Source organism: Novosphingobium sp. BL-S-20, from assembly GCF_055521635.1.
Map to the genome: position 1 here is coordinate 1,267,251 of NZ_CM145493.1, position 16,612 is coordinate 1,283,862.

The following is a 16,612-nucleotide window of genomic DNA, read 5'->3' on the forward strand; positions in this document are numbered from 1 at the left end:
CGGCAGCGATGGACGGGGCGGCGCCTCTGCATCGACGAACCGCCCCAAGCAAGCGCCCGAACGAACTCCCACGATAATGCGTTTTTGAAATCAGATGGTTAGTGCGCCTTCAGCACCGTGAGCGGCGATTGCCGCCGCATCGAGACCAGCCAGCCCAGCGCGAACAGCGCCGTCGGCAGCCAGAGCAGCAGGTGCGTCAACAGGATCGTCGCCGCCCCCTGTTCGGCCTCGACCCCGACCGCACGGTAGGACAGCATGCCGAAGAACTCGTAGGAACCGAAATGCCCCGGCAAGGCAGGAACCAGCGTCCCCAAAGTCGAGAAGGCAAAGGCCACCAGCGGCTTCAGCCATTCCGGCAGGCCCCCGCCGAGGCTAATCCAGGCGCCGAGCATAACGAGACTCTCCAGCAGCCAGAGCGCAAAGGACAGCAGGACCATGCCGAAAATGCGGCGCGGATCGCCGGTGCCGCGCACGGCCGCCGCCACCGATCGCGCCGTCCCGGACAGCTTCGTCACCGGCACGATCGGCAACTTGCGCTCGCCCCAGCCCGCCACCGCCTCGATAAGGCCGGGCGAGAACAGGACGATGAGGCTCGCGGCCACCGCGACGACCAGCAAGAGCCGGAACTGCGCCACGATCTCGGCGGGCAGAGCGGTATCGACCAGCAGAAGCGCCAGCCCCGCCACCATCAGGATCGAGACGAGATCGAGCACCCGCTCGACCACCATCGCCCCCAGCACATGCCCCATCGGCAGCGAAAAGCGGCGATGGAACCAGTAGACCCGGAACACGTCCCCGAGCCGGAAGGGCAGGATATCGCTGATCCCGAAGCTGGCGACGAAAGGTGCGACGCTCGGCCCGAACGGCACCTTACGCCCCTCGGGATCGAGCAGCAGGCGAAACCGCCAGGCGCGCAGCAGGAAGTCCAGGGCATAAGCGGCAAGGGCCAGCACCAGAGGCGGCCAGCTTGCCCGCATCAGCAGCGCACCCACCGCCGCCATGTCCACCGAAGTCCAGAGCAAGGCGAGGAAAGCCGTTCCCACCACCACACCCAGCCAGAAACGCAGATTGCCACCGCCGGTAGAGGCGCGTTCGGCCGCCATCTCAGAACGTGTCGCTGATCTGGGACTGGTACTTCACGAAGAGCGTCGCCAGGGTGGTGCGGCTCGAAATATCCAGCTTGCGGTAGATGTTGTGGAGGTGGATGCTTACCGTGCCCTCGGTCGATCCCACCATTCCGGCGATCGCCTTGTTGGAGAAGCCCCGGCAAACCAGGGCGCTGATCTCCTTCTCGCGCGGGGTCAGGCTGGCGATCTCGCCGCCGATATCGACGCCGCCGCCCCGCTTTGCCTTGGCCACGAGGTCCTCCGGCAACCACTTGCGACCGGCCACTACCTGCCGCAGGCAATCGAGCAGCGAATCCGCCGCATAGTCCTTGAGCAGCAGTCCCCAGACCCCCAGCCCGATGGCTTCGGCAATCTGCCGCCCGGTCATCGTCGCGGAGAGGAAGATCACCCGCACCGGCCAGCCCCTCTCGCGGATCGCCCGCAGGATCGCCAGCCCGCCGAGATCCGGCATCGACACATCGAGAACGGCCACATCCGGCTGTCTTTCGCGGATGACGGCCAGCGCGCGCGTGCCGCTGCCGGTGGCTTCCACCAGATCGATCTCGCCCGTCGCCTGGAGCAGGTCGGCCAGTCCGCGCAGCAGCAGTGGATGATCGTCGGCAACAAGGACGCGGCAGAGATGCGCTTCGACTAGGCTCATGCAGCCACCTCCAGCGGGATGACCATGGTGACGCGCAGGCCTTCCGCGCTGTCATCCACCGCGATCGAACCGCCCAGTTGCATCGCGCGGCTGCGCAGCGAGACCGAGCCCCTACCGTTCGCTGCCGCGCCCAGCCCGCGCCCATTGTCCGCCACCCCGAGTTCGAGCGCACTGCCGACCCGGCGAGCTTCCAGTGCGACGCGGGTGGCGGCGCCGTGCCGCACGGCATTGGCGGTCGCCTCGGAAAACAGCGCAATCACTTCCTGCACGAGATTGCGGGGCAACTGTGTGGAACGTCCGTGCCAGTCGAAAGCGACGGTGACGCCCCAGGTCTTCTGAAGCAGGTCGGCCTGCCTTTGCAGGTCCGCCACCATGTCGGTCGGCTGATCGGCATCGACGTCACGCTGATTTTCCACGAAGCGGCGAATGCGGCGCTGCTGCCCGGTGACGAGTTCCTCGATGGCCTTGAGGTCCTGCGCCATTTCCGGCTCGCGCGCAGCCAGCGCTCTCAGCTTCAGGCTCGTCGCGGTCAGGTCCTGAAGGACGCTGTCGTGAAGGTCCTGCCCCAGACGGCTGCGTTCTTCCGCGCGTGCGCTGTCGGCCCTGCGTGCGACCAGTTCGACATGCTCCAGTTCGGAACCCGTGCGGGCGGCGATGATCTCGGTCAGCGCCAGCGCGTCCTCGGGCCGTCCGTCCGGATCGACCACGATCATGGCGCCGCGAAAGCGCAGTCCGGAAAAGCCCGAGCGTACGGCATAGTCGTGCGAGCGGGGGCGCGGCAGTTCCAGGGCATCGAGCACATGGTTCAGCCCGGCCATCTCTTCGGAATCGAGCAGGCTGGCACGCGTACGATCCATGAAGTCGAGCCGCGCCTCGGCAAAGACGCTGCGATAAGTCACCGGATCGAGCGGTAGGAGCCGCAGTCCTTCCCGGCGCCAATAGGCGATGAAACCGGTCGGCTCGTCCTGCTCGCGCCAGATCAGGATCAGGCTCTCGCAGCCGGTCACCGCGCCGGAATGACCGCACAGTTCAGCCAGCCATCCGCGCCGGTCGCCGACCCCCGCATCCATCGGCCAGCTTGCCAGCCGAGTCAGTCGTTCGCGGCTGCTCTCGCGATAGGCGCCGAAGTAGCCGAGCATGACCGCGCAGACGATGAAGTAGACGGTGCGGATGATGAGCACATTCAGTTCGGATTCGCCGTCGAGAATGTCGGGAATGCCGATCGCGAACAGCACGACTTCCAGCATGACCGCCCCGACCATGGCGCCCGTGAAGCCCCAGCGCACGGTCATCGCCAGCAAGGTGAACGGCAGGAACGAGAAGAACGGGCTGGTCAGTTCGTTGGTCAGGAAGGCCAGCCAGCCGAGGATCGCGGTATCGAGCACATGAACGGCGAAATGGACGAGACTGTCCACCGGCCGCCGGATCGGCAGGGCCACCAGCAGGATCGCCATGACGAGGTAAACCGCCAGCACGTCCTGCGCTTCGGTCCGATAGCGCGCCGGCTGGGTCGGGTCGAGGTAGATGGCCACAACCGCAAAGATCGCCGTGACCAACCGTCCGTAGCTGATCAGCCGGTTGGGATCGGTAATCAGCAATACGTTGCGTGCCCGGCTCAGGCCGGATGCCGTCGCATCGAAAGTCCGCCCCATTGCTCTTTGCGTCCTCGTGCCGCCCGGCATGACGACCGGAAGCCTCGGAAAAACCTACGAAGCAGCCGCGATTCCGTCGAGTCAGCCTTCCTGCTGATCGTGCGGAGCAAAAGGATATGCTGCTGCCACCGATTGACGAATTCGGGGGGATCGCCTAAGAGCCGGTCCAGCATCAAGAGTCGGGATCGCGCCCGGCACCAACCTGCTCCCCGAGCAAGGTGGTACCTTCGCAGACATGCGAAGGGATGTGGCCGGACCGGCAACAATCGGGTTTTCCAGCTACATCGCCGTCGCACGCTTCCGGCTCATCGAGTCTCGAAGGAAATACCGCATGCCTCACGCCCTGCCAGCCCAACAATTCGCCAGCGACAACTATGCCGGAATCTGCCCGGAAGCCTGGGCTGCGATGGAGCTTGCCAACCAGGGTTCGGCGACGGCCTATGGCGAGGATGAATGGACACTGCGCGCTGCCGACGCCTTTCGCGCGCTGTTCGCCACCGATTGCGACGTCTACTTCGCGTTCAACGGCACGGCGGCGAACTCGCTGGCATTGGCAGCACTTTGTCAATCATATCATTCTGTTATATGCTCTTCCTCAGCCCATGTCGAGACTGACGAGTGCGGCGCGCCGGAGTTTTTCTCGAACGGCTCCAAGCTTCTCGTCGCCCAGAGCGCCGACGGCAAGCTGACGCCCGAAGCCATCCGCACACTGGCGGTCGGCCGTTCGGACATCCACTTTCCCAAGCCCCGCGTTGTAACGATCACCCAGCCCACCGAAACCGGACAAGTCTATAGCGTGGCCGAGATCGAGGCGATTTCGGCGACCTGCCGCGAACTCGGCCTGAAGCTGCACATGGACGGCGCCCGCTTCGCCCATGCCTGCGCTGCGCTCGATTGCACGCCGGCCGAGATCACCTGGCAGGCAGGGGTGGACGTGCTCTGCTTCGGCGGCACCAAGAACGGCATGGCCGTGGGTGAGGCGGTGATCTTCTTCGACCGCGCCCTGTCGGAGGACTTTTCCTATCGTTGCAAGCAGGCCGGCCAGCTCGCCTCGAAGATGCGCTTCCTTTCGGCCCCGTGGATCGGCGTGCTTGAAAGCGGCGCCTGGTTGAACAATGCACGCCATGCCAATGGCTGCGCCCGGCGCCTTGCCGATGCGGTATCGGGCATCGACGGGCTGAATCTGATCTTCCCGGTAGAAGCAAACGCGGTGTTTCTCGCCGCGCCGGAGCCGGTCCTGGACGGGCTGCGCGCGCGTGGTTGGCGGTTCTACACTTTCATCGGCGGCGGAGCCCGCTTCATGTTTGCCTGGGATGCCGATGTAGAGCAGGTCGATCGTCTTGCCGCCGATATCGTCGAGCTTGCCGGCGCGCGTATCCCCCAACTGACTACCGCCTGAGAAGTCGGCACTAACTTCATGACTTAGCCCGCACTATTCATGAGGCCTCCGCTCCGGGTTGGTCCGAGCATGGTTTGTCGGTCGCCGGGTGATCAGAGCAAGCTCCTCCGGCGGGTTTTTTCACCGCGTCAGGATCGATGGGCTTTTCGAGGTTGAAGGACGAGGGCTCGGGCTTTCGGCGGCACTGCCGCGCTGGTTATGTGGGTGCCGGCCGGAGGCCGGTGGCAATGGTTCTGAACAGGCTGGCATCGGGGCAGGCTGACGCGAAGGCGACGCGGATGCGCGTAGCGGTTTCGATGACGCGGGCGGCGACCTTGAGCAACCGCAGGCGCAGCGTTGCGAACTCGGCGGTGGCGAGCGGGGCAGCCTTCGGGATTTCCTGCTGGATGCGCCACACGAGCCAGTAGGCGGCGGTGTGCAGGATGATGCGCATCTGGTTGGCGTTGGCAGATCGGCACGAGGTACGATCGCTGGCAAGCTGGGTCTTGTGGCGCTTGATCAGGTTCTCGGCGTTGCCGCGAGCGCAGTAGAGGGTGTCGTAGATATGCTCAGCCGAACCTTCGGCCAGCGAGGTGACGACATAGCGGATGTCCATGCCCAGCGTGCTGGCCTCGATCCGGGCGACGACGCGGCGCTGGCACTTCCAGCTCTTCGCGCCGTAGCGGGTCTCGGCATAGTTGCGCAGGACCGGATATTGGCGCTGAGCCCGCTTAACCGCGCAGGCATCGGCGGCAGCGACGATTTCGGGATCAGCACGCAGCGCGGCGTTGGTTGGCAGGCCGAACACGTAATCGACGCCGGCCGCCTCGCAGAAGGCCATGACCTCGGGCCGGCCATAGTGCCCGTCGCCGCGGATGGTGATGTGCGTTTCGGGCCAGTGCCGGCGCAGATGGCGCACCAGGCGCCGGATGTGGCCGGCAGCTTCGGCGCCCGACGGTGTCTTGCCGGTGCGCAGTAGCATCGCCACCGGTCGGCCGGTGGCAGTGTCGTAGACATGGATCGGCAGGAAGCAGCGCTCGCCATGATGCCCGTTCCAGAAGGAGAGCTGCTGATAGCCATGAACAACGTCACAGGTGTCATCGATATCCAGCGTCACCGCCGCCGGCGCGGCGGGGTAGCTGATGCAGTAGATGTCGATCATCGCGGCCATCATCCTGGCCAGCTCGCGTGTGGTCGGCGCATTTTCCCACCGGCTCATCGTCGGTTGGCTGGCCAGCCCCGCGCCCGATCCCGGCAGCTTGTCCAGCGCCAGGCGGAAGCCCGGATCGTCACGCAGAGCGTCGAGATCATCGGCGTCCTCGTAGCCGCACGCGATCGCGAACACGCGGGCACGCAGAATGTCATCAAGGCGATGGATCACCCGCACAGGGTCCCGCGGATCGGCAATGCAAGCCGCAAGCCGCCGGCAAAGCCCCATCGCGCGCTCGGCCTGTGCCAGCAGCAGAACACCGCCATCCGAGGTGAGCCGACCTCCGTCGAACGCGGCTGTGATTTTCTTGCGCCCGATCGCTGGAAACGAAAATCCCGGCGCGCTATCATCGCTCCCGGCGGGTGTGGCCCGTGGCATAAATTGCCTCGCTGCAGGACTGGTCTAGACACCCATTTTCCTACACCAAAGCAATCGCTTACACCACTCCCGCCAACCCTTCTGACCAAGCCCGATGAATAAGCCGGGTTAGGAGATTGCCCTGCCCGTGGAGAGTTCAGGCGGGGCAATCGCTTCCAGCGAGGCAAAAGGAGCCCCGGACGCTCTTTTCAAACCGATAGATCAGCGGTTTTCTGTTGCTATTGCAACTTGATCTCATTAGCCGAGCCATTCATCAGGGGGTGCGCAAAAGCGTGCTGTCGATGGCCGTCGTCTGACGATCCGTGCCATCGGAATTCGGGAAGCGACAGGTGACGCGGCAAGTCCTATTTCAGATCCACTGGTTCCTCGGCATCACGGCAGGATTTGTCCTCGCCGTCATGGGGGTGACCGGCGCGGCGCTGAGTTTCGAGAACGAGATCATGCGCGCGCTCAGTCCGGGGGTCGTCACGCTTGCGCCGGGAAGTGGCGCGCCGCTGTCGCCCGATGAAGTGATCGCACGGGCTTCCGCCCAGCGCCCCGGTATCGCTGTCGAGCGTCTGAGCGTCGAACATGATCCGCAGGCGGCCTGGAGCGTTTCTTTCGCGGCCCGCGAGGGAGAACGGCGCGGCGAACGCAGCTATGTTGACCCCCGCAGCGGGATGCTGCTGGGCCAAGCGACCGGCACCGGATTCTTCCGGACCATCGAGGACTTGCACCGTTGGCTTGCACTGCCAGGCGGACCCAACGGCGTGGGCCGCCAGATCACCGCCTTCTCCGCGATCGCGCTGGTGTTCTTCGCGATTTCGGGTCTCTATCTGCGCTGGCCGCGCCGGACGTTCGACTGGCGCTCCTGGCTCGTACTCGATCTGCGCATGAGCGGGCGGAACCTTTACCGTGCACTTCATGTGGTGATCGGCGGCTGGGTGGCGCTGGTCTATCTGCTAAGCGCGCTGACCGGTCTCTGGTGGTCCTACGACTGGTATCGACAGGGCGTGCTCTACACGCTCACCGGCAAGACCAGCCGCGAGGAAAGCGGCCATGGCGGCGGCAAGAAGGGCGAACATGGAGGCCAAGCTGCCGGAGCGCCCAGCCTCGCGCGCGCCTGGCCGACCGTGATCGCCGCCATGGACGACAACTACAAGTCGATTTCCCTCACCCTGCCCGAGGGCCATGAACCCGCCAGCTTCCGCGTCATACTGGCAGACGCCCGCCACGATCGCATGGTAGACGACATCAAGGTCGATCTTGCCAGCGGCAAACTGCTCAAGGCCGACCGTTATGCCGACCGCAAGATCGGCAAAGTCATCACCACCAGCATGTACGAACTGCATCGCGGTGCCTTCTTCGGCATCGGCGGGCGCATCCTGCTGCTGCTGTCCAGCCTGACGATGCCGCTCTTCACCGTCACCGGCCTGCTGCTCTATCTCGCTCGTCGCAAGCGCAAGCGCGCTCTCGCCGCGGTCGAAGCGGAGGCCGTCACGGCAGCGGAGAACACGGCGACCGGCGACCTGCTCGTGGCCTTCGCCAGCCAGACCGGCGGCGCCGAACGCCTCGCCCGCCAGACCGCCGCCGCACTCGGCGGTGCGCGGGTCATGCCGCTCTCGGCCGTGGACGATGGCGTGCTGTCCGAAGTCGACCGCGCGCTCTTCGTCGTCAGCACTTACGGCGAAGGCGAACCGCCTGACCCGGCCCGCCGTTTCGCGCGGCAGGTCATGGCGACGCCGCCCGGCGCGGATCACCTCGAATATGCGGTACTCGCGCTCGGTGACCGCGAATATCCCGAATTCTGCGCCTTTGGCCATTCGGTCGATCACTGGCTCCATGCAGGTGGTGCCCGCCGCCTGTTCGACATGATCGAGGTCGATGGCGACGACGGCGATGCCCAGCGCCAATGGCAACAGCAGCTTGCTGCCCTCGGCGCCGAACCGGACATGCCGGACTGGGAGCCTGCCGCTTATGAGCGCTGGCGCTTGGTCGAACGCCGCCTGCTCAATCCGGGCAGCGCTGGGGGACCTGCTTTCCTGATCAGCCTGGAGCCTTGTGAAGACAGCGCCCGCGACTGGCAGGCGGGAGATATCGCCGAAGTCCTGCCCGGCGCCAACGATCCGGCACGTGTCGCCGCCTATCTCGCGCACAGCGGACTGAACGGCGCGGACGTCATCGAAGGACGGCCGCTTGCCGAACATCTCGCGCTGTCGCTCGTCCCGGATCGTCCGGTCGCGAGCGCTGAAGAACTGCTCGCGGCGCTGCGCCCGCTGCCCCACCGCGAATATTCGATCGCCTCGATCCCCGCCGATGGCCGCCTCGACCTGCTGATCCGACAGGTCTCGCGGACCGACGGCACCCTCGGCCTCGGCTCAGGCTGGCTGACGGATTTCGCGCCGCTCGGCAGCGAAGTCTCGCTACGCCTGCACCCGAACGAGGGCTTCCATGCCCCCGCCGAGGCCAAGCGCCTCATCCTGATCGGCAACGGCACCGGCCTCGCAGGCCTGCGCGGTCACTTGCGTGCGGCCGAGCAGGCCGGACGCGGAGGCCACTGGCTGTTATTCGGTGAACGCAGCCGCGCCCACGACACACTGCTGGCCGAAGAGATCGAGGGATGGCTGGCAAGCAGCACCCTCGCCCGCCTCGACCGGGCATGGTCGCGCGATGCCGATTGCGGCCGGTATGTCCAGCATCTGCTGGCCGAAGCCGAGGCAGACCTCCTCGATTGGGTGGATCATGGCGCCGCGATCCTGGTCTGCGGCAGTCTCCAGGGCATGGCGCCCGCCGTCGATGCGGCCCTGCGCGCGGCGCTCGGCGACGAGCGATTGGAGGACATGGCCGAAGCCGGTCTCTATCGGCGCGACATCTACTGAACGGAGTCTGCGCCTGGAAACATTCTGAAGCGAATGGGTCACGAAGCAGACCGCATTACCGGAGCATGATGGACCATCGACGCAGGCGGAGAAAACCGGCGATGGTCCGTAAGCGTACTATAGCTCCGGGGTGGATGCTGCCGCTCCTGCTGGTCGTCTCGATGGCGACGGCGGGGCTTGCGGTATTTTTCGTTTCATCCCTGGAGTGAACGAGCCGTCGGTGCCTGCAGGCCTCGTAAGTTTTGGGCACCGCAAGTTTTGGGCAGGGAGTGTTGATTGCCGCATACCACGCCTCTCGTCGGAACGGTCGTTGCCGGATTGGTCGTGGCCTTTGCTATGGGCGCGCTAGCCCATCGGCTGAGGATTTCGCCGGTGGCGGGCTATCTTTTCGCAGGCGTTCTGGTTGGTCCTTTCACGCCCGGCATCGTCGCCGACAGCGCCCTCGCCAACGAACTGGCGGAACTCGGCGTGATCCTGTTGATGTTCGGGGTCGGCCTGCATTTCTCGGTCAAGGACCTGCTTTCGGTCAAGAATATCGCCGTGCCCGGCGCCGTGCTCCAGATTGCGATCGCCACGGCCATGGGCGCAGGCCTTGCAGCCTGGCTCGGCTGGGACCTGGCGGGAGGACTGATCTTCGGCCTTGCCCTTTCGGTGGCGAGCACCGTAGTCCTGCTGCGAGCGCTTCAGGTCGGCAACCTAATGGACACCGAGCGCGGACGGATCGCGGTCGGCTGGCTGATCGTCGAGGACCTTGCCATGGTTCTCGTGCTCGTGCTCCTACCCGCGCTGGCCGGTCTGGCGAACGGGCGCGCCCAGTCGGGCATGGACCTCGCCTGGACCATCGGGCTGACACTCGCCAAAGTCGGCGGCTTCATCGCGCTTATGCTGATCGTCGGCAAGCGCGTGATCCCCGCGGCGCTGCACTGGGCCGCGCATACCGGCTCGCGCGAACTGTTCCGTCTGGCCGTGCTGGCGATAGCCTTGGGCGTGGCCTTCGGCGCCGCCTATTTCTTCGACGTGTCCTTCGCGCTCGGCGCCTTCTTTGCAGGCATGGTCATGGGCGAAAAGCAACTCAGCCGCCGCGCCGCCGAGGAAACCCTGCCGCTTCGGGACGCTTTCGCGGTACTGTTCTTCGTGTCCGTGGGCATGCTGTTCGATCCCTCGGTGGTAATCGAAAATCCCGGCGCGGTTCTGGCCACCGTGCTTATCGTGATCCTCGGCAAGTCGCTGGCCGCCGTCGCGATCGTGCGGTTCTTCGGTCATCCCACGCAGACCGCGCTGGCCGTCGCCGCCAGCCTTGCCCAGATCGGCGAGTTCTCGTTCATGCTCGCGGCACTCGGCGTCCAACTCAAGGTCCTGCCGGAGGAGGGCCGTGACCTGATCCTGGCTGGAGCGATCTTCTCGATTTTCCTCAACCCGCTCATCTTCCGTTGGCTCGCCGGACGGCACAGCCTCGTCAAATCGGTGGCCGCCGCCGAACGCGAACGCCGCGAGCCCACCCGAGCCGGCGAGCGGGTCGTTCTGATCGGCTATGGCCGCGTCGGCAGACTGGTGACGGAAGGCTTGACCGACGACCTGCGCAACCTCATCGTGGTCGAAGAACGACCCGATCTCGTCAAACGGGCGCGCGAGACCGGCCACACCGTCATTGCCGGCAATGCCTCCGGCGACGACGTGCTGGATGAAGCCGGAGTAAGGGAAGCGACCCGGCTGATGATCGCCATTCCAGAAGGTTTCGAAGCCGGGGTGATCGCTCAGCGCGCCCGTCAGCTCAACCCCGCCATCCAGATCCTGGCACGCGCGCACTCGGACGAGGAAGTCGAGCACCTTACCAAGATCGGCGCCGACCATGTCGTGATGGGGGAACGCGAAATCGCACGGCGCCTGCTGGAACTGCTCCGCTCGACAGGACTTCGAAACCGGGCCCAAACTACCTGATATTCCCCAATTTGCCCAGGATTGCTCGATAGGCGGATGAGGGGCAGCACCATTGGTGGATCCTCCCTAAGCTATCCGAAAGCCCTTTTGTACAAGCGTGTTAGCTGCCGGAACCATCCGATGTAGCGCACCGAACTTCCGTAGAGGCTCCGGCCACTCTCAAGAGCGCGTTACCTCAGCACGGCGTTCCTGTACTTTCAAGACAGGGGCAGGATGCGGAGGCAAGTCATGGAAAAGCCCGAAGTCTTCACCGGCTCGCAAGGGGAAAGCGACCGACGGTCCTTTCTCGCGGCATGCGGGAAATACTCCCTGCTGGTGCCACCGACCATGACGATGCTCCTGTCCACCTCGCTGGCCTCGCCCGCTATCGCCAAGTCCGGCGGGGGCGGCGGCAATGGAGGTGGAGGAGGCGGCAGCGGTTCCGGGGGCGGTTCCGGAGGAGGAGGTGGCGGTGGAGCCGGAGGCGGCGGACGTGGGGGTGGCGGCTCTTCGGGCGGCGGCAGCGCCGTGGCGAGAGCGGACGACATCTGCAACACCGGCGAGGCCTCGGTCGAACCCGTGGGCGACCGCAATCGCCTGCTGGCCGGAGAACCGGCGGACGTTCGCGCCCGCACCTGGAAGATCACCTGCTGCAACGACCCGGAACCCAAGGCCCGCACCCGCTCCTTCCTCGCCCGCATCCATGCCAAGCTCGGCAAGGGCAGCGGCAAGACCCCGACTTCGACCTGCCAGCGCGTCTGAGCCTTTACCGCTCGCGCATGGCCTCCCTGGCCTTGTTGATGGGCTTCATCAGGTATTGCAGGATCGTCTTGCGACCGGTCCTGATCTCCACGGTCGAGACCATGCCCGGCATGATCGCATATTCATGCCCGTTCTTGGTTCGCAATGTGGAGCGCTGGGTGCGTACGTAGACGCGGTAATAGACCTGATCGCGATGCACTTCGTCCTGCAAGGTATCGGGCGAGATGCGATCTACCGTCCCCGCGAGCGTCCCGTAGATCGAGGGATCGTAGGCGGTGATCTTCACCGTGGCGGGCTGGCCCGGCCGGATGAAGGCGATGTCGCGGGGCGAGAGCCGTGCCTCGATCAGGAGCTGGTCCTCCAGCGGCACGATCTCCATCAGCGAGCCGCCCGGCTGGATGACCCCTCCGATCGTCGTCACTTCCAGATTCTTCACGATCCCGCGCACCGGGGAATAGAGCACCGTCCGGTCGAGCTGGTCGCGGCGGCCGCCGATGACCTGAACGGTCTGGTCTAGTTCGGCACGCGCCTTGGCATAGTCGGCACTAGCATCGATCACATACTGGTTGCGCAGGGAATCGAGCTTGGCCTGGATTTCGTTCTCCTGGCGGCGCAGTTGGATGATCTCGACCTGATTCGCCGCGCCCAGTTCGACCAGTGGCTCTGTCATCGCGAGTTGTCGCCGGGTCAGGGCCAGTGATTGGCGCAAGCTGGCGGTGGCGACATCGAGGTTCTGCCTGCGCGAGTGCATCAGTTCCATCTCGCGGGCCATCAAGCCCGGTGTCTCCCGTACCGCCTGCGGGAAATTCGGACTGCCGCCATTGATTTCCGCTTCCAGACGGGCGGCCGTGGCTTCCAGCGCCCGCGCCTTGGCTTCAGCCTCGCCGAGCATCGAGCTGAAGCGGGCACGGTCGAGTGTCGCCAGCCTCTCGTGCGGTTTGACGATGTCGCCCTCGTGCACGAAGATGCCGTTGACGATGCCGCCTTCAAGGCTCTGGATCACCTGCGAGCGCGAGGGCGGTGTGACTTTGCCGGTACCCACCGCGACTTCGTCCAGGACGCCGAAATAGCTCCAGACCAGAAACGCGAGTATGCCGACCGACAGCACCGGAATGATCCGCAGCCGGCCGACGGTGCGCAGCCAGCGGCTGTCCTCCTCGCCGCCGATGCCTTCCAGCAAGCTGCTGCCCGGCGCCACGGTCGCCCCTGCCCCGCCGCTCATGCGCGCTTCTCCCGGAGACCGGCAGGTCCGGCAAGGGCGGCAAGAACCTTCTCCTTCGGCCCATCGATCGCGATGCGGCCGGAATCGATCACGACCACGCGGTCGACAAGGTCCAACAGCCCCGGCCGGTTGGTCGTGACCACCAATGTCCGCCCGCGCAGCCATTTCCCGAGGTTGGCGACCAGCGCCCGCTCGCTGATATCGTCGAGCGGCGCGGACGGTTCGTCGAGCAGCAGGATATTGCTGTTGCGCAGCAGGGCGCGGGTCAGCAGCAAAGTCTGCCGCTGGCCGCCCGAAAGCCCTACCCCGCCTTCCTGCAACAAGAGGTCGAGGCCCTGCGGCTGGTTCTGTACGAGCGGCAGCCCGCCCGTCACCGCCAGGGCATGGATGATCTGCTCGTCGCTCACGCCGGGCGCCCCGATCATCAGGTTCTCGCGGATCGTGCCGAGGAAAAGCTGCGCCCCCTGTCCCAGATAAGCAGTGTCCCGCCGCAGATCGACCGGGTTGATGAGTGTCAGGTTGGTGCCGTCCAGCAGCACTTCGCCGGTGGTGGGCCAGGCCAGCCCCGATAGCAATCGCAGCAGCGTGGACTTGCCCGCCCCGATCCGCCCGAGCAGCGCCACCCGCTCGCCCGCATGGATCGACAGGCGGTCGACCTTCAGCGCCAGCGGTCCCTCCGGATCGTAGGCGTAAGTCAGGTCCTTGATCTCGTAGTAGCCGTTAAGCGCGGCGCGGCGCAGCAGCCCCCGCTCGGGGTCGTGGTCGACCGGTTTGGCGAAGAGGTCCTCCAGCCCGGTCATCGCGACTTTGGCGTTCTGCCAGCGGGTGAAGATCTGGCCGAACGGCACGAAGAGCACGAGCGCGCGACTGGTCAGGATCGAACAGGCGATCAGCGCGCCCATCGTCATGTCGCCTTCCATGACCTTGAAGGCGCCGGCCACCACCACCGCCGTATAGGCGAGTTGCTGGAGCGTCTGGGTCCAGTTGACGAAGAGCGCCGCGAGGAAGCGCTGCTCGGCGCCGACGCGGGTTCCGGCGAGGGTCAGGCGCTCCCAGAGCGACTGGAAGCGGGCCTCGGCCTGAGCCGACTTGATCTCGTCGATTCGTTCGATGGATTCCACGAGAATCGCATTGCGCAAGGCGCCCTCGCGCATGCCCTCGGTCGCCAGCCGGGCAAGCGGGCGCTGGAGCAGCAGGCCCGGCAGCACAATCAGCGCCGCCGCGGCGATCAGCACGAAGGTCAGCTGCCCGGCGAGGAATGCGAAGAGCACCAGGAACAGGCCGATGAACGGCAGGTCGATCAGCGCCGAGACGGTGGTGGAGGTCAGCATCTCGCGGATCTGCTCGACGTCGCGAAGCTGGGCGATCAGCGCGCCGGTCGAGCGCGGCCGGGCATCGTTGCGGATATCCAGCGCGCGAGCGAAGATGCGCGACGAGATCGCCATGTCCGCACGGCGACCGATGCGATCGACCAGCTGCACGCGCGCGGTCCTCAGCAGGAGTTCCAACGTCAGCGCCATGCCGGTGCCAAGCGCGAGGACCCAGAGCGTCGGAATCGACTGCGCGGGGATCACCCGATCCCAGACCTGCATGGCGAAAAGCGAGGTGGCGAACGTCAACAGGTTGCCGAAGACCGAGCCGAGCATGACTTCGCCATAGCCCCGTCGATCGGCCATGATGATGTCCCACAGCCAGGAACGCGACGGTGCCCGCAGGAATTCGTCGAGCCGGGCATCGCGCGAACGCGTGGACAGCGGTTCGACGAAGCCGACCCGGCCCGTGGTCCGCTCCCGGAACACGTCGATCGGGATTTCGACCGGAGCATCCTGCCGCATGCCCGGCATCGAAACGCGCACGCTGCGGGCATCGCGGGCGTGGAGGATCGCGGCACCGTCGTCGTTCAGTTCGACGATGGCGGGCAGCAGAATCTGCGGCACTTCGTCGAGGCGCATGGCCACGATCTGGAATTCAAGACCGGACAACCGCGCCGCGTGGATCAGCGTCTTTTCGGCGTCCTGCCCTTCCGACCAGTAGAGCCGGTTCGTCAGTTCCTGTGCCCCCACCGGCACCCCCTTGAGGGTACCCAGCGCGGCCACCGCTGCCGTCCAGGGGGCATGAAGCGCTTCGCCAATATCAGCCATCGAAGTCTTCCTCCTCACGCAGGCGGGCGGGCAGGCCGAGCGAAGGCCGCAAGGTTCCGCTCACGTTCTCGAAGCGGACGCGCGCTTCCATGATGTCGTATTCCGCGACGATACGGGCGCTCGCCGCGCGGTAGATTTCCAGCTGGGTGTTGAGCAGCTCGGTCAGGGTGCGCTTGCCGAGCTTGTATTCCTCGAAGAAGATGCGGCTGGCGGTCACGGCCTGCCGTTCCTGAAGCGTGTAGGCCGTGATCCGCGCCCGCCCGGCGCGAACTTCCTGTCGTGCAGTGAGCGCCTTGCCGCGTGCCTCCAAAACGGTCGAATCCTTGACTGCCTCGGCCGCGCGGCGATCTTCCTCGGCCGCTTCGATCACATAGTGATCGCTGCGGCGGTAGAGATTGCCCGTCACCGTCACCATGCCGGAGAACGAATTGTCGCGCGTGTTGTAGGTATAGTTATTGCGCGTATAGCCAAGCTGCAGGCCGAGGCGGGGATAGCGCTCTCCCTTGGCCTGGCCGATCTTCGCCGCCGCCGCATGCTCGGCTTCTTCGGAAGCGACGACAGCGGGCAGTTTCTCGTAATCGGGTTCGTCGTCGCCGGTTTCGAAACGCGATATCTGGGCGCTGGGATCGGTGTAAGCCAGCGGCAGATCGCCGATCAGGTTGAGCAACGTGGACTGGGCCACTGCGAACGCGGTTTCCGCCTGGATCGCCTCACCCCTTGCGCTTTCCACGCGAACGTCGGCGAGCATGAGATCGGACTTGTCGGAAACCCCGGCATTGACGCGGAGGCCGATCAGGTGGCGCAGACGCTCCAGTTCCTCGACCTGTTTCTTCGCCTCGACCGACAGCAATTCGTAGCGCTTGACCTGGAGGAAGGCGACGGCGCCCTGCTCTGCCAGTTGATCGGCCACCGATTCCAGTTCGTAGCGCCGCTGCCGCATGGTCGAGCGGGCCGCGCCGATCTCTCCCTTCGAGCGACCGAAATCCCAGACCTGCTGCTGGAGATAGATGCTGGGACCGGCCATATTCTCGTTGAGGCCGGATGTGTTACGGCCGGACAGCATGTTCGGCCCGATATTGGCCTGATAGCCCACTTGCGGCGTCCAGACCGACTTGGCCGCGCCCAGGTCGGCGCGGCCCCGCGCCAGGGCCGCATTGGCCCGCGCCACTTCCGGGTGGCGCAACAGTGTAAGCACAACCGCATCGGAAAGATCGAGTTGCGGCGGAACCGAAGGTGCATCCGCCTGCCCTTCGCGTTCCGAAGGCGCCCCTTCCACTGTCGGCGCCTCCATGACCGACCGGGCTGGCGGTTCGGATGGCTGCACTGC

11 protein-coding genes and 1 riboswitch are annotated in these 16,612 nt (G+C 65.6%); of the genes, 4 read left to right on the forward strand and 7 right to left on the reverse strand.

From position 1 onward, the window contains the following. Window positions 1-98: 98 nt before the first annotated feature. Genes ACZ1II_RS05325 through ACZ1II_RS05335 form a run of 3 tightly spaced genes read right to left on the reverse strand, consistent with a single transcriptional unit; the run spans window position 99 to window position 3,419 of the window. A complete protein-coding gene (locus ACZ1II_RS05325; protein WP_465143376.1) occupies window positions 99-1,103 on the reverse strand; it encodes a lysylphosphatidylglycerol synthase transmembrane domain-containing protein in 1,005 nt (334 codons plus the stop codon). Between the two features lies 1 nt (window position 1,104). Further along, window positions 1,105-1,767 carry a response regulator gene (locus tag ACZ1II_RS05330; protein WP_465143377.1) on the reverse strand — a complete coding sequence of 221 codons (663 nt, stop codon included), beginning with the start codon at window positions 1,765-1,767 and terminating at the stop codon, window positions 1,105-1,107. Further along, a complete protein-coding gene (locus tag ACZ1II_RS05335) occupies window positions 1,764-3,419 on the reverse strand; it encodes a sensor histidine kinase (RefSeq protein WP_465143378.1) in 1,656 nt (551 codons plus the stop codon). Before ACZ1II_RS05335 ends, ACZ1II_RS05330 begins: the two co-directional genes overlap by 4 nt. A gap of 164 nt (window positions 3,420-3,583) precedes the next feature. Further along, window positions 3,584-3,696: riboswitch (SAM-I-IV-variant riboswitch) on the forward strand. 54 nt (window positions 3,697-3,750) lie between these two features. Between ACZ1II_RS05335 and ACZ1II_RS05340 the strand changes: the two genes are divergently transcribed. Continuing rightward, entirely contained in the window at window positions 3,751-4,818 is a 1,068-nt protein-coding gene (locus tag ACZ1II_RS05340; protein WP_465143379.1) for a threonine aldolase family protein, read from the forward strand. A gap of 196 nt (window positions 4,819-5,014) precedes the next feature. Here ACZ1II_RS05340 and ACZ1II_RS05345 read toward each other — a convergent pair whose 3' ends face one another. After that, a complete protein-coding gene (locus ACZ1II_RS05345) occupies window positions 5,015-6,385 on the reverse strand; it encodes an IS1380 family transposase (protein ID WP_465143380.1) in 1,371 nt (456 codons plus the stop codon). Window positions 6,386-6,714: 329 nt separating this feature from the next. On the opposite strand from ACZ1II_RS05345, the gene ACZ1II_RS05350 reads away from it, so the two are divergent. The 3 genes from ACZ1II_RS05350 (at window position 6,715) to ACZ1II_RS05360 (ending at window position 11,922) form a co-directional block, all read left to right on the forward strand. Next, window positions 6,715-9,243: a PepSY domain-containing protein gene (locus tag ACZ1II_RS05350; protein WP_465143381.1), complete on the forward strand. Its 2,529-nt coding sequence runs from the start codon at window positions 6,715-6,717 to the stop codon at window positions 9,241-9,243. Window positions 9,244-9,519: 276 nt separating this feature from the next. Then, window positions 9,520-11,181 (forward strand): cation:proton antiporter domain-containing protein, encoded by a 1,662-nt coding sequence (locus ACZ1II_RS05355; protein WP_465143382.1) that lies wholly within the window; start codon window positions 9,520-9,522, stop codon window positions 11,179-11,181. Between the two features lie 327 nt (window positions 11,182-11,508). Then, entirely contained in the window at window positions 11,509-11,922 is a 414-nt protein-coding gene (locus ACZ1II_RS05360) for a hypothetical protein (RefSeq protein WP_465143383.1), read from the forward strand. Window positions 11,923-11,926: 4 nt separating this feature from the next. Here the strand turns inward: ACZ1II_RS05360 and ACZ1II_RS05365 are convergent, their stop codons facing one another. Genes ACZ1II_RS05365 through ACZ1II_RS05375 form a run of 3 tightly spaced genes read right to left on the reverse strand, consistent with a single transcriptional unit; the run spans window position 11,927 to window position 16,576 of the window. Beyond that, window positions 11,927-13,144, reverse strand: a complete 1,218-nt coding sequence (locus ACZ1II_RS05365; RefSeq protein WP_465143384.1) for an HlyD family type I secretion periplasmic adaptor subunit — start codon at window positions 13,142-13,144, stop codon at window positions 11,927-11,929. Beyond that, entirely contained in the window at window positions 13,141-15,285 is a 2,145-nt protein-coding gene (locus ACZ1II_RS05370) for a type I secretion system permease/ATPase (RefSeq protein WP_465143385.1), read from the reverse strand. The genes ACZ1II_RS05365 and ACZ1II_RS05370 overlap by 4 nt, the downstream gene beginning before the upstream one ends. Beyond that, on the reverse strand, window positions 15,278-16,576 hold the full coding sequence (locus tag ACZ1II_RS05375; protein WP_465143386.1) for a TolC family protein: 1,299 nt from the start codon (window positions 16,574-16,576) through the stop codon (window positions 15,278-15,280). Before ACZ1II_RS05375 ends, ACZ1II_RS05370 begins: the two co-directional genes overlap by 8 nt. Between the last annotated feature and the right edge of the window lie 36 nt (window positions 16,577-16,612).